The organism is Streptomyces sp. CB09001 (assembly GCF_003369795.1).
Classification (GTDB): Bacteria; Actinomycetota; Actinomycetes; order Streptomycetales; family Streptomycetaceae; genus Streptomyces.
The window spans coordinates 3,494,108-3,514,076 of record NZ_CP026730.1; the positions used below are offsets into that span (position 1 = coordinate 3,494,108).

General features: G+C 73.1%; 22 protein-coding genes. 13 read left to right on the top strand and 9 right to left on the bottom strand.

The genetic code is table 11. The annotated features are described in order from the left end of the window. Positions 1-12 precede the first annotated feature (12 nt). From C4J65_RS16045 to C4J65_RS16070, 6 genes are all read right to left on the bottom strand, one after another. The gene (locus C4J65_RS16045) at positions 13-819 is read right to left on the bottom strand and encodes a TrmH family RNA methyltransferase (RefSeq protein WP_115743022.1); all 807 of its coding nucleotides are present in this window, start codon (positions 817-819) and stop codon (positions 13-15) included. Beyond that, complete coding sequence (locus tag C4J65_RS16050) at positions 816-2,114, bottom strand: HTTM domain-containing protein (RefSeq protein WP_115743023.1); 1,299 nt, start codon at positions 2,112-2,114, stop codon at positions 816-818. The genes C4J65_RS16045 and C4J65_RS16050 overlap by 4 nt, the downstream gene beginning before the upstream one ends. Then, positions 2,111-3,169, bottom strand: coding sequence for a DUF5819 family protein (locus tag C4J65_RS36665; protein WP_240330436.1), 1,059 nt, complete (start codon positions 3,167-3,169; stop codon positions 2,111-2,113). Before C4J65_RS36665 ends, C4J65_RS16050 begins: the two co-directional genes overlap by 4 nt. 176 nt (positions 3,170-3,345) lie before the next feature. Beyond that, positions 3,346-3,675 carry a rhodanese-like domain-containing protein gene (locus tag C4J65_RS16060; protein WP_115743025.1) on the bottom strand — a complete coding sequence of 110 codons (330 nt, stop codon included), beginning with the start codon at positions 3,673-3,675 and terminating at the stop codon, positions 3,346-3,348. Between the two features lie 49 nt (positions 3,676-3,724). Then, positions 3,725-4,540: a hypothetical protein gene (locus tag C4J65_RS16065; RefSeq protein WP_115743026.1), complete on the bottom strand. Its 816-nt coding sequence runs from the start codon at positions 4,538-4,540 to the stop codon at positions 3,725-3,727. Positions 4,541-4,597: 57 nt separating this feature from the next. Then, on the bottom strand, positions 4,598-6,082 hold the full coding sequence (locus C4J65_RS16070) for a DUF2252 domain-containing protein (RefSeq protein WP_115743027.1): 1,485 nt from the start codon (positions 6,080-6,082) through the stop codon (positions 4,598-4,600). A 415-nt stretch (positions 6,083-6,497) separates the two neighbouring features. Here C4J65_RS16070 and C4J65_RS16075 point away from each other — a divergent pair, with 415 nt between their 5' ends. Beyond that, positions 6,498-7,376, top strand: coding sequence for a carbohydrate-binding protein (locus C4J65_RS16075; protein WP_115743028.1), 879 nt, complete (start codon positions 6,498-6,500; stop codon positions 7,374-7,376). Between the two features lie 81 nt (positions 7,377-7,457). Here the strand turns inward: C4J65_RS16075 and C4J65_RS16080 are convergent, their stop codons facing one another. Both C4J65_RS16080 and C4J65_RS16085 read right to left on the bottom strand, forming a co-directional pair. Beyond that, positions 7,458-8,390, bottom strand: coding sequence for an NAD(P)-dependent oxidoreductase (locus C4J65_RS16080; RefSeq protein WP_115743029.1), 933 nt, complete (start codon positions 8,388-8,390; stop codon positions 7,458-7,460). A gap of 28 nt (positions 8,391-8,418) precedes the next feature. Next, complete coding sequence (locus tag C4J65_RS16085) at positions 8,419-9,372, bottom strand: ScbA/BarX family gamma-butyrolactone biosynthesis protein (RefSeq protein WP_115743030.1); 954 nt, start codon at positions 9,370-9,372, stop codon at positions 8,419-8,421. Between the two features lie 465 nt (positions 9,373-9,837). On the opposite strand from C4J65_RS16085, the gene C4J65_RS16090 reads away from it, so the two are divergent. Together C4J65_RS16090 and C4J65_RS16095 are read left to right on the top strand one after the other, a co-directional pair. Further along, positions 9,838-10,584, top strand: a complete 747-nt coding sequence (locus C4J65_RS16090; RefSeq protein WP_115743031.1) for a response regulator transcription factor — start codon at positions 9,838-9,840, stop codon at positions 10,582-10,584. Positions 10,585-10,642: 58 nt separating this feature from the next. Further along, positions 10,643-11,251, top strand: a complete 609-nt coding sequence (locus tag C4J65_RS16095; protein WP_115743032.1) for a ScbR family autoregulator-binding transcription factor — start codon at positions 10,643-10,645, stop codon at positions 11,249-11,251. 29 nt (positions 11,252-11,280) lie between these two features. On the opposite strand, the gene C4J65_RS16100 is transcribed toward C4J65_RS16095, so the two are convergent. Further along, positions 11,281-11,868, bottom strand: coding sequence for a TetR/AcrR family transcriptional regulator (locus tag C4J65_RS16100; RefSeq protein WP_115743033.1), 588 nt, complete (start codon positions 11,866-11,868; stop codon positions 11,281-11,283). Between the two features lie 391 nt (positions 11,869-12,259). Here C4J65_RS16100 and C4J65_RS16105 point away from each other — a divergent pair, with 391 nt between their 5' ends. From C4J65_RS16105 to C4J65_RS16150, 10 genes are all read left to right on the top strand, one after another. Continuing rightward, positions 12,260-12,895, top strand: a complete 636-nt coding sequence (locus C4J65_RS16105) for an OvmZ protein (RefSeq protein WP_240330437.1) — start codon at positions 12,260-12,262, stop codon at positions 12,893-12,895. Continuing rightward, entirely contained in the window at positions 12,892-13,098 is a 207-nt protein-coding gene (locus C4J65_RS16110) for a hypothetical protein (protein ID WP_115743034.1), read from the top strand. Before C4J65_RS16105 ends, C4J65_RS16110 begins: the two co-directional genes overlap by 4 nt. A 362-nt stretch (positions 13,099-13,460) precedes the next feature. After that, a complete protein-coding gene (locus C4J65_RS16115) occupies positions 13,461-13,832 on the top strand; it encodes a dehydrogenase (RefSeq protein WP_240330438.1) in 372 nt (123 codons plus the stop codon). Continuing rightward, positions 13,829-14,374, top strand: a complete 546-nt coding sequence (locus tag C4J65_RS16120) for a nuclear transport factor 2 family protein (RefSeq protein ID WP_115743036.1) — start codon at positions 13,829-13,831, stop codon at positions 14,372-14,374. The genes C4J65_RS16115 and C4J65_RS16120 overlap by 4 nt, the downstream gene beginning before the upstream one ends. Before the next feature lie 27 nt (positions 14,375-14,401). Beyond that, positions 14,402-14,869: an ester cyclase gene (locus C4J65_RS16125; RefSeq protein WP_115743037.1), complete on the top strand. Its 468-nt coding sequence runs from the start codon at positions 14,402-14,404 to the stop codon at positions 14,867-14,869. Between the two features lie 184 nt (positions 14,870-15,053). After that, complete coding sequence (locus tag C4J65_RS16130) at positions 15,054-15,455, top strand: nitroreductase family deazaflavin-dependent oxidoreductase (protein WP_115743038.1); 402 nt, start codon at positions 15,054-15,056, stop codon at positions 15,453-15,455. Next, positions 15,452-16,027 (top strand): NAD(P)H-dependent oxidoreductase, encoded by a 576-nt coding sequence (locus C4J65_RS16135; protein WP_115743039.1) that lies wholly within the window; start codon positions 15,452-15,454, stop codon positions 16,025-16,027. Before C4J65_RS16130 ends, C4J65_RS16135 begins: the two co-directional genes overlap by 4 nt. A gap of 75 nt (positions 16,028-16,102) precedes the next feature. Further along, on the top strand, positions 16,103-17,470 hold the full coding sequence (locus C4J65_RS16140; RefSeq protein WP_115743040.1) for a cation:proton antiporter: 1,368 nt from the start codon (positions 16,103-16,105) through the stop codon (positions 17,468-17,470). A 138-nt stretch (positions 17,471-17,608) separates the two neighbouring features. After that, positions 17,609-18,268, top strand: a complete 660-nt coding sequence (locus C4J65_RS16145; protein ID WP_115743041.1) for a hemerythrin domain-containing protein — start codon at positions 17,609-17,611, stop codon at positions 18,266-18,268. Between the two features lie 127 nt (positions 18,269-18,395). Continuing rightward, complete coding sequence (locus C4J65_RS16150; protein WP_115743042.1) at positions 18,396-19,868, top strand: MFS transporter; 1,473 nt, start codon at positions 18,396-18,398, stop codon at positions 19,866-19,868. Positions 19,869-19,969: the final 101 nt, after the last annotated feature.

Sequence of the window (19,969 nt, forward strand, 5' to 3'; positions counted from 1 at the left end):
GAGCCCCAGCGCCTAGGGCACCTGCGGTGCGCCCCCGCCGGCGCTCCAGTGGTACAGCGTCATGGCCACACTGGTCGCGAGGTTGTAGCTGGAGACCTGGGGGCGCATCGGCAGCGCGACCAGACGGTCGGCCCGGGCGCGCAGCTCGGGCGTGAGCCCGCTGCGCTCGGAGCCGAACGCGAGCAGCGCGTCGTCCGGCAGCTCCAGCCCCCTGATGTCCTCGCCCTCCGGGTCCAGCGCGAACAGCGGCCCCCGCGGCAGCCCGGCCACCTCCAGCCGCTCCACCGCGGTCGCGAAGTGCAGCCCCGCCCCGCCGCGCACCACCGTGGGGTGCCAGGGGTCGAGCGTGCCGGTGGTGACCACGCCGGTCGCGCCGAAACCGGCGGCCAGCCGGATCACCGCCCCCGCGTTGCCCAGATTGCGAGGCTGGTCGAGGACCACGACGGGGGCGCGGCGGGGCGTGCGGGCCAGCGCCTCCAGCCCGGCCGCCCGCGAGGGCCGTACGGCCAGGGCGGCCACCGCCGTGGGGTGCGGCCGCGCGACGAGCGACGCGTACGCCTCCCGCGACACCTCGGTCAGCAGCCCCGCCAGCGCCTCGCGCACGTCCGGCGCCAGCTCGTCGGCGAGGGCCAGGGCGCCCGCGCGGTCGCTCGTGACCGCCACCGGCACCTCGGCGCCGAAGCGCAGCGCGTGCTTGAGGGCGTGGAAGCCGTCCAGCAGCACGCACCGGCCGGCTGCCTGCCGGTGCCAGGCGGCAGGCGGGCCGGGAGCAGGTCCGGAGCCGGGAGCAGGTCCGGAGCCGGGTCCGGGGTCGGTCATGCCCGGAAGCCTACGTGCGTGTGGTCGGGGTCCTTCCCGCCCACCGCGCCCGCTCCGGCCGCCGCCCCCTCGCCCTCCCGGGTCCGGGGCCCGGGCACCGTCGCCGTACGCCCGTCCCCGTGCCCGTCCGGCGCCTTGGACAGGACCCCCGCGGGCCCGCGGCCGGACAGCCGGCCGCGCGCGCGTGCCGCCCAGCCGCCCAGCCGGCGCAGGAACGAGGTGGGCAGGAACACCGCGTCGGCGGCGATCATCGCCAGTGAGAAGAACGGCAGCCCGAGCGTCACGGCGATCACCGCGTGCTCGATCATCATCGCGGCGAGGAGCACGTTCTTGACCCGCCGGTTGAACAGCGTGAACGGGAAGGCGACCTGGACCGCGACCGTGCCGTACGTGATGAGCATGACCATCGTGCCGTTGGCGGCCAGCGCGTCGGAGAGCGCGGGCCACGGCGAGAAGTAGTCCAGGTGCAGCGGGTAGTAGACGGCCGTGCCGTCCTGCCAGCGGGAACCCTGGATCTTGTACCAGCCGGCCGTCGCGTAGATCAGACAGGCCTCGGCCATGATCACGACCAGCGCGCCGTTGTGCACGATGTTGGTGACCACGTCCAGCAGGATCCGCGGCTGACTGCCCTCCGCGCCCCGCCCCACGACCCACCACAGGCCCAGCGCGACCCACACCGCCCACAGCAGCGCCGGGACGAACCAGTCGCCCTCGAGTCCGCCCGCCAGCGTCACCGTGAGCAGCAGGAACCCCAGGGCGCACCACAGCACCGGACCGACCCGGTCCCCGACCCGCTCACCGCGCGCACGTGCCGCCGCCGCGCGCCGGGCACGGCGGGCGTCCAGCGACCACACCCGGCCGCACCGGGTGAGGACCAGGTAGATGCTCATCAGGTGCACGACGTTGTCGCCGCCGTCCCCCATGAAGACGCTGCGGTTCTGCAGCGAGAGCACGCCGACCATGAACAGCACGGACATGGTCCGGGTGCGCCAGCCCAGCAGGAGCAGCACGCTGCTCAGCACGGCCACCGCGTAGACGATCTCGAACCAGGCCCGCCCGTCCGACCACATCAGCGCAGTGAAGGCGCCGTTGTCCGAGATCAACTGCTCGGCGAGGTCGTGGCCCCAGGGCCCGTCCGGGCCGTACAGCTCGTTCCGGTGGGGCAGTTCGCGCAGCAGGAAGAGCAGCCAGGTGACGCTGAAACCGATGCGGATCACGGCGCTCTGGTACGGGCCGAGCGCGGCACCGGTGACGCGGGCGATGCCGCGGGAGACGGAGAGGACGGCGGCGTTCACGCGGCGCCCCCTTCCTGCTCGGACTGCCCGGAGCGCCCCGCGCCCGTGTCCCGGGTCTCCGCGGCCACGGACCACCAGGGCAGCTCGCGGACGGTCGGACGGTCGGAGATCTTCTCACCGCTCCACGGGGGCGGCTCCACGTTGGTCGTCCGGGAACGGTACTGGACGCGCTCGACGACGTCCCCGGGCGCGGCGGCGCCGTCACGGTCCAGGCGCAGGAGCGCGATGCGCCGCAGATACGCCTCGGCGAGGGTGCCCCGCAGGCCCACCGGACGGTCCTCGGAGTCGTGGCTGGCGACGAAGAAGTCCCAGGCCCGGCGCAGTTCGTTCTGCTGGGTGTGGCTCGGCAGCGGGTTGCCGTCGATGGCCCGGCCGTCCTCCGCCGACAGGTCGTACCAGCGGGTCGTCCGTATCTCGCCGTCCGCCGTGCTGACCTCCGCGCGGAGCTGGACGGAGACGTTCTGCTGGAGGGGGTTGGGAGCGAAGAGCTTCCAGTTCTGCTCGAACTCGGGGAAGACCCACTCGTCCACCACGGAGCCGTGCTGCTTGGTCAGGGTGTTGGACGGGGCCACGTGCAGGAACACCAGGCCTATGTGGGCACAGACGGCGACCGCGACCACCGCGAGGGCGACCACGGCACCGACCTGGTAGCGCGGGGAGAGCGCGGCGACCCCCGTGGGCCCGGCGACCCCGGCGGGCCCGGCGGACCCGGCGACCCCGGCGGGCCCGGCGACCCCGGCGGGCCCGGCGACCCCGGCGGGCCCGGCGACCCCGGCGTCCGCGGACGTCCCGACGGCTCCGGAGGCCCCGGCCGCCTCGGCAGCACCGGCCTGCTCGGCAGTCGTGGCGCGCTCGGCGGGCCGACCCGGCTCGGCGTGCTCGGCCAACTCGGCGGGCTCGGCCGGCTCGGCCGGCTCAGCGGGCTCGGCGGGCTCAGCGGCCCCGGCCGGTCCGCCGGTCTCCTCCGGGCCCGCTTCGCCGCCCGGCCCGCCCTGCCGCTGCCGCCCCTGCCCCTGCCCCTGCCGGGCGTCCGAGCCCTTGTCGTACGCGTCCATTCCGCCCCGTTCGGTCCCGATCCGTCCATCCGCCCGCCCCGCCGGGGGCGCCCACGCGCCACCCTCGCGGCTGCTCGGCGACGTTCGCACGCGAACGGTACTCAGGACCGGCCACCCGCACAGCCCCCGGTGGGCCGACCGCATCGTGGCCGTCGCCACATGCGGCGGGGGACAGCCTAGAGAACGTGCCCCGGCCCGCCCTTGTCGTCCACCACGGGACGCCCGGCCGCGGCCCACTCCTGCATGCCGCCGTCGACGTTCACCGCGTCGACGCCCTGCTGGACCAGATACATGGTGACCTGCGCCGAACGGCCCCCGACACGGCAGAGCACGTGCACCCGGCCGTCCTGCGGCGCGGCCTCGGTCAGCTCTCCGTAGCGGGCCACGAACTCGCTGAGGGGAATGTGCAGCGCCCCGGCGGCATGACCCGCCTGCCACTCGTCGTCCTCGCGGACGTCCAGCAGGAAGTCGCCGTCCTTGAGATCTTCGATCCCGACCGTGGGCACACCAGCTCCGAAACTCATGCCCCAGACGCTACCGGAGCCGCCACCCGGTTCAGTCCCCCGCGAGCGCCGCCGCCAGCTCGGCCTCCCGCTCGCGCACCTGGGCCGCCAGCTGCTCGGCGATCTCGTCGAGGAGCCGGTCGGGGTCGTCCGGGGCCAGCCGGAGCATGGCGCCGATCGCGCTCTCCTCCAGCTCCTTGGCGAGCAGCGTGAGCAGCTCCTTGCGCCGGTCGAGCCATTCGAGGCGCACGTACAGCTCCTCGCCGCGGCTCGGGCGCCGCTCGGGCACCGGCCCGGCGGCCCACTCCTCGGCCAGCTCGCGCAGCTCCGCCTCGTCGCCGCGGGCGTAGGCGGCGTTGACGCGGGTGATGAACTCCTCGCGCCGCACCCGCTCGGCCTCCTCCTGGGCCAGGTCGGGGTGGGCCTTGCGGGCCAGCTCGCGGTAGAGCTTGCGGGCCTCCTCGCTCGGCCGGACCCGCTGCGGGGGCCGTACCGCCTGGTCCGTCAGCATCGACGTGGCCTCGGGGAACAGCCCGTCCCCGTCCATCCAGCCGTTCAGCAGCTCCTCGACCCCGGGGATCGGCATCAGGCGGGCCCGCGCCTCGTCCGCCCGGCGCCGGTCGTCGGCGTCGCCCGTGCGGGCCGCCCTGGTCTCGAGGATCTGCGCCTCCAGCTCCTCGAGCCGGGCATACACCGGGCCGAGCCGCTGCTCGTGCAGCCGCGAGAAGTTCTCGACCTCCACGCGGAAGGTCTCCAGGGCGATCTCGTACTCGATGAGTGCCTGCTCGGCGGCCCGTACGGCCTGTTCCAGCCGTTCCTCGGGACGCGGCGCACCCCCCTGCTCGGGCTCAGCTTCGGGCGTCGTCACCCGACCAGCCTAGGGCCTGCGGACCCGGGGAGCCGCCCGCGCGGTCCCCGTCCCCCCTCACACCCCCAGCTCCGCCGCGATCCGCCCCGTGCGCACCGCGCCGACCAGCTCCGCGTGATCCGCCTCGGTACGGTCGGCGTAGGCGACGGCGAAGGCGGCCACCGCCTCGTCCAGTTCGTCGTTCTTGCCGCAGTAGCCCGCGACGGTCCGCGGGTCGGCGCTGTGCGCGTGGGCCCGGGCCAGCAGGGCGCCGGTCATGCGGCCGTAGTCGTCCAGCTGGTCGGCGGCCAGGGCCGCGGGGTCGACACTGCCCTTGCGGTTGCGGAACTGCCGTACCTGGAAGGGCCGTCCCTCGACCGAGGTCCAGCCCAGCAGGATGTCGCTGACCACCTGCATCCGCTTCTGCCCCATGACGACCCGGCGGCCCTCGTGCGCGGCCTCGGGAGCCTCGAACCCGGCGGCGGCGAGGTGGGGCAGCAGCGCGGAGGGCCGGGCCTCCTTGACCTGGAGCACGAGCGGTTCGCCCCGGTGGTCGAGGAGCAGCACGACGTACGACCGGGTGCCCACGCTGCCGGTGCCGACGACCCGGAAGGCCACGTCGTGCACGGCGTACCGGGCCAGCAGCGGCAGCCGGTCCTCGGAGAGGGTGGCCAGGTACGCCTCCAGGGCGCCCGCGACCGCCGCCGCCTCGGCGTCCGTCACCCGGCGCAGCACCGGCGCCGCGTCCACGAAGCGCCGCCCGCCGTCCTCGGTCGCCTCGGTCGACTTCGCGGCGAAACGCCCGCTGGTGTTGGCCCGCGCCTTCTCGGACACCCGCTCCAGGGTGCCGAGCAGGTCGTGGGCGTCCGTGTGGGAGACCAGCTCCTCGTCCGCGATGGCGTTCCAGGCGTCCAGCGCGGGGAGTTTCGCGAGCAGCCTCATGGTGCGCCGGTAGGCGCCGGTCGCGTCGTGGGCGGCCTCGCGGCAGGTGTCCTCGTCGGCCCCGGCCTCCCGGCCCGCGAGCACGAGGGAGGCGGCGAGCCGCTTGAGGTCCCACTCCCAGGGGCCGTGGACCGTCTCGTCGAAGTCGTTCAGGTCGATGACCAGGCCGCCGCGGGCGTCGCCGTAGAGGCCGAAGTTGGCGGCGTGCGCGTCGCCGCAGATCTGGGCGCCGATCCCGGTCACGGGCGTGCGCGCCAGGTCGTGGGCCATCAGGCCCGCCGACCCGCGCAGAAACGCGAACGGCGTGGCCGCCATCCGCCCGGCGCGGATCGGGGCGAGCCCCGTTATCCGGCCGCGGCTGGACTCCTCGACCGCGCTCACCGCGTCCGGCCGGGCGGCGTCCAGGTCGAGCGCGGCGTGCGCGGACCGCGGAACGCGCGTGCGCAGCGCCTTGCCCTCCGCCTTCGGCGAACCGGCCACGGGCCACCGCGCGAACCCCGGGACGTACGGCATCCGACTGCCCCGCGCCGCGTCCCCGCCCGCACGAGCCGCCGGCACCACCCGGGTCGCCGCCTCCCCGGTCGCCGCCCCCGTGCCCGTCCCCGCCGTCGCCCCGGTCATCCCGGCCGCCCTCCCCGTCCTCGTCCGTACCGGTGCGTCGCTTGAACGTCGCACCGCCTCGCAGCGCCTCGCAGCGCGTCGTACCGCCTCGCAGCGCGTCGCACCACCTCGCACCCGGCCGATCCGCCCGGGCGCCGGTGCGCCGGTGCGCCACGACCGTACCCCCGGCCGCGCGGCCCGTACACGGGCCCTGCCCACCGCCCTCATAACGCCGGGCAGGGGGTGAAACAGGAGGTGCCCCCGACCCCTGCGGCGCGCCTACGGTGGCCAGCGATCACCACGGAGCGCGCCCGTCGAGCAACACAGCAGCCTGCCCCGCGCCGGCGGGCGCGCTCCCTGTCCCCGACGTCCCGGATGTCGCACGTCCCGTTCAGCTTCCCCAGGGACCACCCACCGAGGAGACCGAGGAACCGCCATGACCTCCGACACCCCCACCACCCCTGACGGGCCCGGGCCCGGCCCGGGCTCCGGCGCCGACCGCGGGATCAGCCGCAAGACGCTGCTCAGGGCGGCCGTCGCCGCCGGTGCCACCGTTCCGCTGCTCGCCACCGGCGGTATCGCGCTGGCCCGGGACGCCGCCCGCTCCTCCGGCGGCCAGAGCCTGACGCCGACCCCGTACTGCGACGACGGCGACGACCTGACGCCCGACCAGATGGAGGGTCCGTACTTCAAGCCGAACTCCCCGCTGCGCACCAACCTGGTCACCCCCGGCACCCCGGGCACCCCGCTGACCGTCGGCGGCTACGTCTTCGGCCGGAACTGCGTCCCGCTGTCCGGCGTGCTCCTCGACTTCTGGCAGGCCGACGACAACGGCGGCTACGACATGGCCGGGTACACCTTCCGCGGCCACCAGTTCACCGACGCCACCGGTGCCTTCGCCCTGCGGACGATCGTGCCCGGCCTCTATCCGGGCCGCACCCGGCACATCCACGTCAAGGTGCAGGCCCCCGGCGAGCCCGTGCTCACCACCCAGCTGTACTTCCCCGGCGAGCCCCGCAACAGCACGGACATGATCTTCGACCCGGCCCTGCTGATGAACGTCCGCGGCGCCGGCAACGGCAAGGAGGCCACCTTCGACTTCGTCCTGAACGTCGACGGCGACACCGGCCCCACGGACCCGCCCACCGACCCGCCCACCGACCCGCCGGACGGCACCTGGGCGAGCGGCCACGCCTACACCGCCGGTGACCGGGTCACGTACGGGGGCGGTTCCTTCCGCTGCCTCCAGGCGCACACCTCCATGGCGGGCTGGGAGCCGCCGAACGTGCCGGCGCTGTGGCAGCGCGAGTCCTGACGGTGCGGAGCACGGGCGAGTGCCCGCTCCCCGATCCCAAGGCCCTCCGCCGGGCGCGCGACCGGCGGGGGGCCTCGCCGTTCACGGGCGCCCGGCGGACGACAGCGTGGACCGGTACCAGGGCTCGGCACGCCGGAACCCGGTGCCGAAGGGCTCGCCCGGCGCCTCCCGGAGGTCCGACCAGAGGGTGTCGGACTCGAAGAGGTGATCGGTGGTCAGCAGGTCGACCACGCCCGGCAGGACGTCGTTCCCGGCCAGCAGGTCCCGTGCCCGCCGTACCGTGAGGTCACGCCGCGGCCAGGGGATCCCGGCGCAGGCGGCGACGGCGCGCAGGGCGCCGCCGACGCCGACCGGATCCGGGTGCGCCGCGTGGTAGACGGACGCGGACAGCGCCGAGTCGGGCGCGAACGCGGCACCCACCAGGGCCCGGGCCAGATCCGGTACGGCGATCATCGACATCCGCGCGGACCAGCCCGCCACCGTGCCCGGCAGCTCGCGCAGCACCCGGGCCATGCCGGGTCCGACCCAGGCGTCTCCCGCCCCGTACACCAGGTGGGGCCGCAGGACGACCCCGCCGGCCGCGAGCACGGCGTCCTCGGCGGCGGCGCGGGTGCGGGAGGTCCAGGACCCCGGGTTGCGGACGAGCTCCTCGGGCCGCTGGCCCCGGTAGGTGCCGCGGCCGTAGACCGAGGCGGTGCTCAGGTGCACGACACGGCGGACCCCGGCCCGGCGGGCCTCCGCGACCAGCGCGGTCGTGCCGTCGGCGTTCACGGCCTCGTTGGCCGCCTTCGTGCCGCCTATCTGCGCCGCGCAGTGGATCAGCACGTCGACGCCGTCGCAGACGCCGCGCAGGCTCTCGGGGTCGGTCAGGTCGCCCCGTACGCACCGCGCCCCGGAGCGGGGGACGGGACGACGGTGCGCCAGCAGCCTGACGCCGGCCCGCCGCCGTTCCGCCTCGCGGACGACGTGTCCTCCCACGAAGCCGGACGCGCCGGTGATCAGTACGGTGGGCACGGGGCACTCTCCCAGGGGTCGGGCCGGGTCAGCTGACGCGGGGACGCAGGACGAGGTCGGCGGTGAAGACGGTCTCGCCCTCCTGGCTGCCGCACACCCGCACCGGCAGCTCGCCCCGGGTGCCGTGCCCCTCGACGGTGGCCGTGACCCAGCACGGGGAGTCGAACTCGGCGTAGCGCGCGAAGTCGGCCCGCACGTCCGAGAGCAGGGCGCAGGGGAGCCCGGTGACGGCGTGGGCGGCCTGCCGGGCGGCCTCCAGCAGGACCATGCCGGGGATGTGGTCGGTCGGGTGGTCGAAGTAGGTCGGGTGGGCCGTGTCGACCCGCAGCTCCCAGCGGCCCGGCGTCGCCGGCGCGGGTTCGCCCAGCAGGACGTGCCAGGGGCTGCCGTGGCGCACGGCCGCGGGGTCGAGCGCCGGCGGGGGTGTGCGGTGGCAGTCCGTGGGGCGCTCTCCCCGCAGCCGTCTGTACACGTCCGGACTCATGCACCGGAAGGCGGCCGAGGCGGTCGCCCGCACCTCGTTGCCCCGCCGCACGGTGACGTCGTAGCGCATCTCGCGCAGGCTGCGGCCGCGGCGCACGACGTCCCGGCACAGGGTGTGCATCTCGACGTCGGTGGGGACCGCGTCGGCCCTGAAGAGCTCCGGGTCGGCGCTCACGCTGAGGTCGGACATGAGGAACTGATAGCCGAACGGCACGTCGAACTCGGCGTGCGCGAGCAGGGAACCGATCTGCCGCACGGACTCGACCAGCAGCATCGGATCCTGGTATCCGCGGTCGGAGGCGAACAGGGAGTGGCAGCGGGGCCACTGGGCCCCGACCACGAAACCGCTGCGGTCGCCGGCGGCGGAACCGTCGTGCTCCCAGCCGGTGAGCAGGACTTCGGAGACGGCTGCGCGGTGCACGTATTCACGCGGAACCGTGGAGGTCAGCTTCCGGGGCTGTGCCGTGACGCCGGGTGCCGTCGGGGCGAGGTTCGGCATGTGCGGGGCTCCCATCAGGTGCAGACAGGGGGCGGCACGGCCGTAAGTCGGCTGCCCACCCCCGTGGCCGACTAGCTGCGACTAAAGATACAGACAGGTCGGTCCAGTTTTTCAAGAGGCAGGAAGGTTTCGTCGGCCACACGTGCGTCAAGTGCTGTACGCGCGACTCCGCCGCACCCCCACACCGGACCGGTCGATGAAACATGCCGACGCGCACGGTTCCGAGCGCATTGACCCACTCTTGGCCAAGTGTTTTCCAGGGCCAACACGCACACGAAGGCGACACGATCCACGCCCGTGCGCGGGAAACACACAGCTCACCAGGCATGGACCCCAGTGATCGAGGGGTCACCCAGAGGCACGAGGCAACCTTTGACAATCAGACAAGTCTGTTTGGTACTGTCTTCTCCGTGAACCTCAGTCAGTGATGTCGTGGTGTGTTTTCAGGTGCCTCCAGGGGGACAGATGAACCGGCAGTACGCGGAGCTCGTCGGACCGTCGCCGCAGCACCCTCTCCGACCCGCCCCGGTCCGCCGCGCGGCCCGGAACGTCCTGGTCGTCGAGAACGACCAACGGTCCGCCGAAACGCTCCTGCGGGGGCTGACCCGGCAGGGGTACGCCGCGCGGGGCGTGGACACCGGCGCCCAGGCGCTGCGCGGCCACCGCGACGCCGACCTGATCCTGCTCGACCTCGACCTGCCCGACCTGGACGGCCTCGAGGTGTGCCGGGCCATCCGGGCGATCAGCGACACACCGATCATCACGGTGACCGCGCGGCGCTCGGAACTCGACTGTGTGCTCGGCCTCCAGGCGGGCTCGGACGACTACCTGGTCAAGCCGTACGGCTTCCGCGAGCTGCTGGCCCGCATGGAGGCGGTGATGCGCCGCTCGCACGGCCGGCCGGCCACCGCGGACACCGGCCGGGTCATCACCCACGCCGGGCTGCGCATCGACGTGGCCGCCCGGGCGGCCACCCTCCACGGGGAGCCCCTGGACCTGACCCGCAAGGAGTTCGACCTGCTCCACCTACTGGCCCTGCAGGCCGGTACGGTGCTCACCCGGCGCCAGATCATGGCCCACGTCTGGGACGACGCCTGGTCGCCGCGGGGCCGGACCGTGGACACGCACGTCGGCACCCTGCGCGGCAAACTCGGCTCCAGCGCCTGGATCGTCACCGTGCGCGGGGTGGGTTTCCGGCTCGGCCAACCGTGACCGCGGCAACAATACAGACTAGTCTGTTGGGCTAACAGCGGCAGGGTAAGGATGAGGCATGGCTCAACAGGAACGCGGCAGGCAGTCGCGACGGTCGATTCTCGAGGCCGCCGCCCACGTTTTCGACGAACGCGGTTACGACGCCGCCAGCACCAACGACATACTGGCCCGCACCGGGCTGACCCGTGGCTCCCTCTATCACCACTTCCCCTCCAAGGAAGCCATCGCCGTGGCCCTGGTCCAGGCCCACGGCGAGGCCCTGGACGTACCGGAGGGGCCGGTGCGGCTGCAGTCGGTGATCGACCTGACCCTGGAGTTCGCCCGCCGTCTCCAGCACGACCCGGTACTGCGCGCCAGCGTGCGTCTGACCACTGAGCAGACCTCCTTCCACCGCCCTCCGCAGACCGCCTACGAGCAGTCCCTGGAGGCGATCGAGAAGCTGCTGCGGGAGGCGAAGGAAGGGGACGAGCTCCTGCCGGGCGTCGATGTGGACGAGGCGGCGTCGATGATCGTCGGCTGCTTCACCGGCCTGCAGATCATGTCCCAGGCGTACACCGGCCGGGAGGACCTGGGCGACCGGGTCGGCTCCTTCTGGCGCTTCTTCCTGCCCGGACTCGCCACCCCCGGCCTGATCGGCCGGCTCCGCACCGCGGCCCCCGCGTCCTGACCCCGTTCGCGGACGACGTGCGAACGTTGTCACGGCAGGCGGCGGTGGCCGCCGTCCGCCTGGGGGAACGGCGGGCGTATCAGTCCCCACAGGCGCCGGGAGGTGTCGCCGTCCCACCACCCGGGGTCCGACCGGCCCAGTGTCTCGATGCCGGCCGCCACGACCACGGCCAGATCGGCCAGGTCCCCGGGCGGCGCGCCGTGCCGCCGGCCGGCCGCCTCGTGCGCGGCGGCCACCCGGTCGCGGAGCAGCGACATCAGGTGGTCGCGCAGCCTCGGCGGCCCCGCTGAGCCGTCCGGGGCCAGTTCCATGCCCGCCCGGACGATCTTGTCGCTGCCCAGCGCCTCGGTGAGCGCCAGGCAGAAGCGCTCCGGCGCGTCCACGGCCGCACCGGAGAACGCCACGTCGACGATCTCCTCCAGCCGGCCGCGCGCCTGTTCGTGGACGGCGGCCGCGAGGGCGGCCGTCGAGGAGAAGTGGTGGTAGAGCGCGCCGCGGCTCACGCCGGCCCGGCGGCAGATGTTGACCAGGCCCGCGTCGGCCGGGCACCCGTCCGCGATCAGCTCCGCCGTGGCCCTGATCAGAGCCTCACGAGTCCGCTCGGACCGTGTCTGCATCGGACCCCACCTGCCTTCTTCGTCCTTGTCGGCCTCTCAGCCAAAGGAAGCATACAAGGAGGTCTGTTTTACCGGACCCACACCCGCATGCGACACCCTCATATGATCTTCCTTCATTCACAGATCCCCCACATACATACGTCAAATGGCCTGAACCTTCCCTTCCGAAACGATCGAACGGCACCGAACCGAGTAGACTTGCCTGTATGTTTTCCTGGATCGAACGCTCGCCGAGGCGCCCCGATCTGGGCACTTGGCACGGCATTGACATGGGGCTGACCCAACCTCGAACGCTTGATGGAACCCTGCATCGCTGTCGGTAGAAGTAGCCCCGGGAGCCCGGTGAGACTGAATGTCGTCTTGCGAAACTGCCACGGATCGGGGGATTTCGATGGATGAGCGTGAGAGAGCCACCGAGGAGCACACGAGCAGGGACTGCGCACGGCGGTGCGGCCGGATCTGCACCCGCTGCCTGGACCGGACCGGCCGTGAACTGCGGACGCTGCTCGCCCTGTACAAGGAGAGCGACGAAACCCTGGCCGCCACCCCCGCGACGGCGCTGCGGCAGCGGGTGAGCGGCAGTCGCGGCAGCGTCGGCATCGTGCTGGACGAGCGGGTCGTGTCCCTGCGGAGCCGGGTGACCGAGACCCTGAGCCTGTGGGCCCGGCTCGTCCTGGACGAGCGCGGCGACACCGCCCTCGGCACCACGGAGCGGGGGCTCGGCCGGCTGGTGCGGTTCCTGGGGCAGCAACTGCCGTGGTTCGCCGACCACCCCGCCGGTGTCGAGTTCACCGAGGAGATCACCGAACTGCTCACGGATCTGGACGAGTTGTTCGGTCCTGGGCCGGTGAACAGGTTCCCGCTCGGGCCGTGTCCGCGGCCGGAGTGCGGGGGCGCCCTCTTCGGCGTCCGGCCGGCGGACCGCGACCGCGTTCCCAGCCATGTCTCCTGCGACGCCGGCCACCCGGTGCCGCCCCGCCAGTGGCTGCTGCTGGCCGGCCGTACGGAGAAGGAGCGGGCGGCGTGAGCGGCTTCGCGGAGCGCACCGGCGGGACGGCCCGACGCCGTACGGTGCCCACGGAACTGGCCGCCCTGGCGATGGGCGTCTCCCAGGCCACCATCCGCAAATGGGCCAGCCGCGGAAAGATCACCCGGCACGGCGGCCCGCAGCGCGCGGAGTACGACCTGGAGGAACTGCTGGCCCTGACCCGCCACGACCCCCGCGAATGACCCGGGCCCGGAAAGGGCCCTCCTCTTGACCGACCGTTCCCTCAAGGACCGATCCGTGCGGGGATCGGGTCCACAGCTGCCCCCGCGGCCCACACCGGCCGCGGGGGCAGCTCGGTTTCGTCAACTCCCTTATGTATAGCGGCAGTTGACGACGCGGACGACAACTGTCACACTTTCTGCGGCGCCCCCATGCCCGGACGCCGCCACTTCTTCGGCGGCGGTCTCCACGGGCGGGGCCTCCCGCGGCAGGCTCTTCGCAGCCCCGCGTTCCGCACGTTCCAGGAGATCCGCGGCGAGTCGGCAGCACCGACCCGCCGCGGATCTCCTTTTTTCTGCCGCCCCCATTCGAGGAAGTGTGGTCGATGCCTGTTTCTACCTGGACCCCCGTCGGACGATGGACGGGTACGGTCACGCACGACGACGAGGTGGACGAGTACACGGTCGCCTTCGCCGCGGACGGTTCGCTCTCGGTCACGACGCGGAAGAGCACCGGCTACGGCGCGTGGACCGCCGTCGGCGACGAGACCCTGGAGTTCTCCCTGCGCGAGGACTTCAACGTCGACGTCACCCAGATCAGCCCGAACGGCCACCACGCCGCGTACATACAGATCGACATCACGGCGCGCCTCACCGGGGACACGCTCTCCGGCGAGGGCAAGGCCGTCGTGCACGGTCCCGACGACGCCGTGATCTACGCGACGGGCGCCCGGACCGAAGCGCGCAGGGTGTCATGACCACCCCGGTGCAGGCCGCGGTCCCCGCCGACCTGGCCGCCGAGGTGGCCCGGCTGTCCGACGTCACGGCGCTCAAGGACCTCGCCGACCGTTATCTGGCCAGCCTCGACGCGGGCACCTTCGACGCGGCGTGGGCCGGCGCGCTGTTCACGGACGACGTGGAGATGACGTTCCCGGTCGGCAGCCACCGGGGCAGCGCGGGTGTCGACGGCTTCACCGCGCAGATCATGGCGCGCTGGGGCCGTACGCACCACCACGGCTCCGAGAGCACGGTCGAGGTCGACGGCGACCGCGCCGAAGTGGGCTGGAGCCTGATCGCCTCCCATGTGCACCACGGCTCGCCGCTGCCGCCGGACGCCTCCGAGTACTTCCAGCTCGGCGGCCGTTTCGCCGGTACGGCCCGGCGCACGCCGGACGGCTGGCGCTTCGACCGGCTGCGGCTGCGCATCGTGTGGACCACCGGAGCCGTACCCGCCGGTGTCACCCGGGTCGACGCGCGGACGCTCGACACCCGCGGCGGCCGCGGCACCCCCGCCCAGTAGCCCGATCCCAGCGAAGGAGAACCCGCCATGCCCACCACGCTCACGCCGGACCAGCAGAAGGAACTCATCGAGAAGGTCTTCCACGAGGGCCTCGACCTCGGCGACCTCTCGGCCGCCGACCGCTACCTCACCGCGGACTTCCGCAACCACGGCAGCCACGACGACTCCATGCGCGGACCGGAGGCGTTCAAGCACACCATCCGGATCCAGCAGTCCGCCTTCAGCGACATCAAGTACGAGATCCTCGACTTCATCGCCATGGGCGACAAGGCCGCCATCCGCTGGGTGATGCACGGCCGGCACACGGGCCCCTTCATCGGGATCCAGCCGACCGGGCTCCAGGTCCAGCACCAGGCGATCATCTGGTTCCGCTTCGAGGGCGACCGGATCGCCGAACGCTGGGGCATCGTCGACAACTTCGCCCTGCAGCGCTTCCTGCAGTCGGGCGGCAAGCCGGCCGGCCCCCTCACCCCGGCCGGCCGCCCCGGCGCCTGACCCGCCCCAGCTCCGGCGTCGGCCGCGCGCGCCGCACGGGCGCTGCCGCGGCCGGCGCCGGACCGCCGCAGAAGACACACCACGAAGCAGCACCACGAAGCAGCACGACGAAGCAGCTGGACGAAAAAGCACCAGGAAGCAGCGCAAGGAAGCAGCTAGCGCAAGGAAGCCCAAGGAGGACGTCATGCCCATCGACAGAAAAGTCGCCCGGTTCAACCGGCGGTTCGCCAACCGGTTCGTCGGCCCCCTGTTCAGCCGCCTGCCGGGCTTCGGGAAGGTCCATCACCGGGGCCGCAAGTCCGGACGGGAGTTCGCCACGCCGGTCAAACTGTTCCGGCGCGGCACGGACATCGTCATCACGCTGCCGTACGGGCCCGGCTCCGACTGGGTCAAGAACGTGCTGGCGGCGGGCGGTTGCGAGATCACCACCCGAGGGCGCCGCATCCGGGTCACCGACCCCGTGGTCTTCACCGACGACGGCAGCACGCGCATGCCGGCCGTGACCCGCCGCATCCTGTCCCGGGTCGAGGCCACCGAGTTCCTCGCCCTGACGCCGGTGCCCGCGCCGCTGCCGGCGGGCCGGTGACGCCCGCGCCGGTCCGGGTCGCGCTCCTCGTCGGCTCGGCCCGCGAAGGGCGGCTCGCCCCGGACGTCGCGGGCTGGTTCGCCGGTGTCGCCCGGCGGCGCGGGGACCTCGTCCTGGACGTCGTGGACGTGGCCCACCATCCGCTGCCGTCCGACCTGGCCGCGGACGACCCCGTGGCCGCGGCGCTGCGTCCCCGGCTCGCGGGCGCCGAGGCCTACGCGGTGGTCGTGCCGGAGTACAACCGCAGCATTCCCGGGCCGCTGAAGACGCTGGTCGACAGCTTCCAGACCGAGTGGCGGGCCAAGCCGGTCGGCTTCGTCGGCTACGGGCTCGGCGCGGCGGGCGGAGTGCGCGCGATCGAGCATCTGCGGCAGATCTTCGCCGAGTTCCACTGCGTGGGGATGAAGGACGTCGTCACCTTCCCCCGCGTGCTCGACCACTTCGACGCCGAGGGACGGTTTCCCGCCGAGCCCGAGCGGTGCGAGGCGGCCGCCAAGCTCATGCTCGACCAGCTGATGTGGTGGGCCGACGCCCTGCGCGCGGCCAAGGCGGCCCGCCCCTACGGCTCCTGACCCCTCCGGCGACGCCGCGACGCCACCCGGTGCCCGCACCGCACCGCCCCGCCCCTCCCTGTCTCAGGAGACGTGATGGCCGCTGTTCCCGTCCCTCTCTCCGACCTCCTCATCGCCGTTCCGACGGTGATCCTCGTCAGCCGGGCGGCCGCCCAGTTCCTGCGCCGGGCCGGTCAGCCACCGGTGGTCGGAGAGATCCTCGCCGGCATCCTGCTCGGCCCCTCCCTGCTGGGCGCGCTGTGGCCCGAGGGCCAGGCCTGGCTGTTCGGCCCGTCCGTGATCCCGTACATCGACATGCTCGGCAATGTCGGGCTGCTCGTCTTCATGTTCCTCGTCGGGCTGGAACTCGACCTCGGCGCACTGCGCGGGGACCGCAGAACCGCCCTCGCCGTCTCCCAGGCGGGCACCGCCGTGCCGCTCGTGCTGGGTGCCCTGCTGGCGCTCGGCATGTACGGCCCGCTCGCCCCGGACGGCACCGACCGGCTCTCGTTCGTCCTGTTCATCGGGGTCGCGCTCAGCATCACCGCGTTCCCGGTCCTGGCCCGCATCCTCACCGATCGCGGGCTGTACCGCAGCCGGGTGGGCGCGCTCGCCATGGCCAGCGCGGCCGTCGGCGACGTGAGCGCATGGTGCCTGCTGGCCGCCGTCGTGGCGATCGCGAACAGCGGTTCGCCCTTCGACGCCGTCACGACCGCGCTGTACGCGACGGCCTTCGCGTGCGTCCTGTTCTACGTCGTCCGGCCGCTGCTGACCCGGTGGACCGCGCGGGCCGAACGGGGTCACTCCGACGCCGTGGTGCTGGTCGTGCTGTTCAGCGGCCTGTGCCTGTCCGGATACGTCACCGATCTGATCGGTGTGCACGCGCTGTTCGGCGCCTTCCTGTTCGGTGTGGTCACCCCGCGCGGCAGCCGGCGGACCGCGACGGCGGCGATACGACTGCGTGCCTTCGCGGTGCCGGTACTGCTGCCGCTCTTCTTCGTGAGCACCGGGCTGCGGACCGACGTGTCGCTGCTGGGCGGCGGTTCGGCGCTGTGGCTGTGGGCCGGTGCCGTACTCGCCGTGGCGGGGCTGGGGAAGTGGGGCGGGGCCGCGCTCGCGGCCCGGCTGACCGGCAACGGGTGGCGCGATGCGATGTCCCTCGGCGCGCTGATGAACTGCCGGGGGCTGACCGAGCTGGTCGTGCTGGACATCGGTCTCGGCCTCGGGATCGTCGGCCCCGACCTGTTCACCGTCCTGGTGCTCATGGCCCTGGTGACCACGGCGATGACCACGCCGGCGCTGAGCCTGATCCGCCGGAGGGCGGACGCCGCGGACGTCCCGGACGGCCCGGACGGTCCGGACGGTCCGGACGGTCCGGACGGTCCGGACGGTCCGGACGGTCCCGGTGCACCTGAAGCCGCCGATGCGGAGAACCCCGTGCTGCAACCTGCCGAACGGCGCTGACCTGCTCTTTCGCCATCACCGTCAAGCCCTTGCGACACTGATGGTTGGTGAATTGCTAGTTGGCATCTTGATAGATAAGCAAGTTGACGATACCTTCGCAGTACCGCACGGAGCAGTGAGGCGATGAGGGAGAGAGCCATGAACCAGGACTTCAAGAACCTCGACATGACGATGATGTTCGCGATCCACGACGCCCTGCGGCGTGAGCTGGAGCGCATCGCCCGGATCACCGCCCGGGTCGACGAGGACCCCCGGCACGTACTGAGCACCGCCGTCGGCTGGGAGCTGTTCAAGAAGTTCCTGACCGCCCACCACGTCTCCGAGGACGTCACCGTGTGGCCCCCGATGGAGCGCGCCCTGGCCGGCCGCCCGGACGAACTGGCCCTGCTGGAGGCCATGGAGGCCGAGCACGCGGTGATCGAACCCCTGCTGGCCGACATCGACACGGCCCTCGCCGACCGGGAGTCCGGGCTGCAGCGCCTGGGGGGCCTGACCGACACCCTCGTCACGCAGCTCGGCGGCCACCTCGACCACGAGGAGCGGGACGCCCTCGCCCTGATGGACCTCACCCTGAGCCAGGAGGAGTGGACCGCCTTCAGCGCCGAGCAGCGCACCCGCATCGGCGACGACTCCACCCGCTACCTGCCCTGGCTGCTGGACGACATCGACGCCGCCAAGGTCGCCACCGTCCTCGGCAAGATGCCCGAACCGCTGCGCCAGGCCTACGCCACCGAGTGGCGCGCCGCCTACGAGGACCTGGACATCTGGACCCCGAAGGCCGACGCCGCCCTGCGCTGAACCGCGGCCGCCGTCCGCCCCGGGACCGCCGCACCCATCCCCACCCCGCCAGAGACGCCCGCCCCCTTCCCGCCAGAGACGCCCATCCCCTTCCCGCCAGGGACATCAGAGACATCGGAGAGAACTCATGTCGCTGCAAGACCGCACCCAGGCCGTCCCCAAGGCCGCGGCACCGCCGCGGCAGGACGGCCGGCTCGGCCTCGCGCTGCTGGTCATCGCCGCAGCTCAGCTGATGCTGGTCCTCGACAACACCATCGTCGCCGTCGCCCTGCCGAGCATGCAGAGCGCCCTCGGCCTCAGCGAGTCCGGCCTCGGATGGGTCGTCACCGCCTACGCGCTGGCGTTCGGCGGCCTGCTGCTGGCCGGCGGCCGCGCCGGTGACCTCTTCGGCCGGCGCCGGGTCTTCCGCATCGGCCTGGTCCTGTTCACCGCCGCCTCCCTGCTCGGCGGCGTGGCCCAGAACGGGGAACTGCTCATCCTGGCCCGGGTGATCCAGGGCGCGGGCGCGGCCATCGCCGCCCCCACGGCCCTGTCACTGCTGGCCACCACCTTCGAAGCGGGCCCCGCCCGCAACAAGGCGCTCGGGGTGTACGGCGCCATGGGCGGACTCGGCTCGGTCGTCGGCCTGCTGCTCGGCGGTGTGCTCACCGAGTTCCTGAGCTGGCGCTGGGTGATGTTCATCAACATCCCGATCGCCCTGGCCGTACTGCTCGGCACCGGCGTCCTCGTCGAGGGCGACCGTGAGCGCGGCAAGGTAGACGTGCCCGGCGCGTTCGCCGCCACCTTCGGCTTCGGCGCCCTCGTCTTCGGCATCACCCGGGCCGGCGAGGAAGGCCTCGGTGACGGCCTCACCCTGATCGGCCTGGCCACCGCCCTCGTCCTGCTCGTCGCCTTCGTCGCCATCCAGCGCGGCAGCCGGGCGCCCATGGTCCCCCGGGGTCTGCTCGCCGACCGCAGCCGGGTCGGAGCCAACCTGATCATGTTCCTGGTCGGCGCCGGCATGCTCGCCACCTTCTACTTCCTCACCCTCTACATGCAGGTGGTCAAGGGCTACGAGCCGATGGTCACCGGCCTCGCGTACCTGCCCTTCGCACTCGGCATGGGCATCGCGGCCGGCGGTCTGGGCCCGCAGCTCCTGGCCCGGATCTCCGAGCGTGCCGTCATCTCCGTGGGTCTGGTCGTCGGCATCGCGGGCATGGTCTGGTTCAGCTTCCTGGCCCCCGGCCAGAACCCGATGGTGGCGCTGCTGCCCGCCCAGCTGATCGTCGGCCTCGGGCTCGGCATGGTCTTCGTGACCGTCACCGTCATCAGCGTCCGCGGCGTCGAACCGCAGGCGACCGGGGCCGCATCCGGCCTGGTCAACACCGCCCAGCAGATCGGTGGAGCGATCGGCCTGGCGGCGCTGGCCGCCGCCGCCACCGTGGTCACCGAGAACGAGCTGCCGGGCAGCGTGCCCGACGCGCTGACCACCGGATACTCCTACGGTTTCCTGCTCGGAGGCGGCCTGTACCTGCTGGCCCTGGTCGTCGCCCTGGTGACCGCCCCCGCGACCGCCCCCCAGCCGCAGCGCGACATGCAGCACCCCCCGGTCGCGCTGTGACCGTCCGGCGGCCCCGCCTTGTCCCCCGGGGCGGGCCGCCGGAGCCCCCGACCACAGGACCGCGGGGCGGCACACGCCACCGGATGCTCCCGGACACCGCC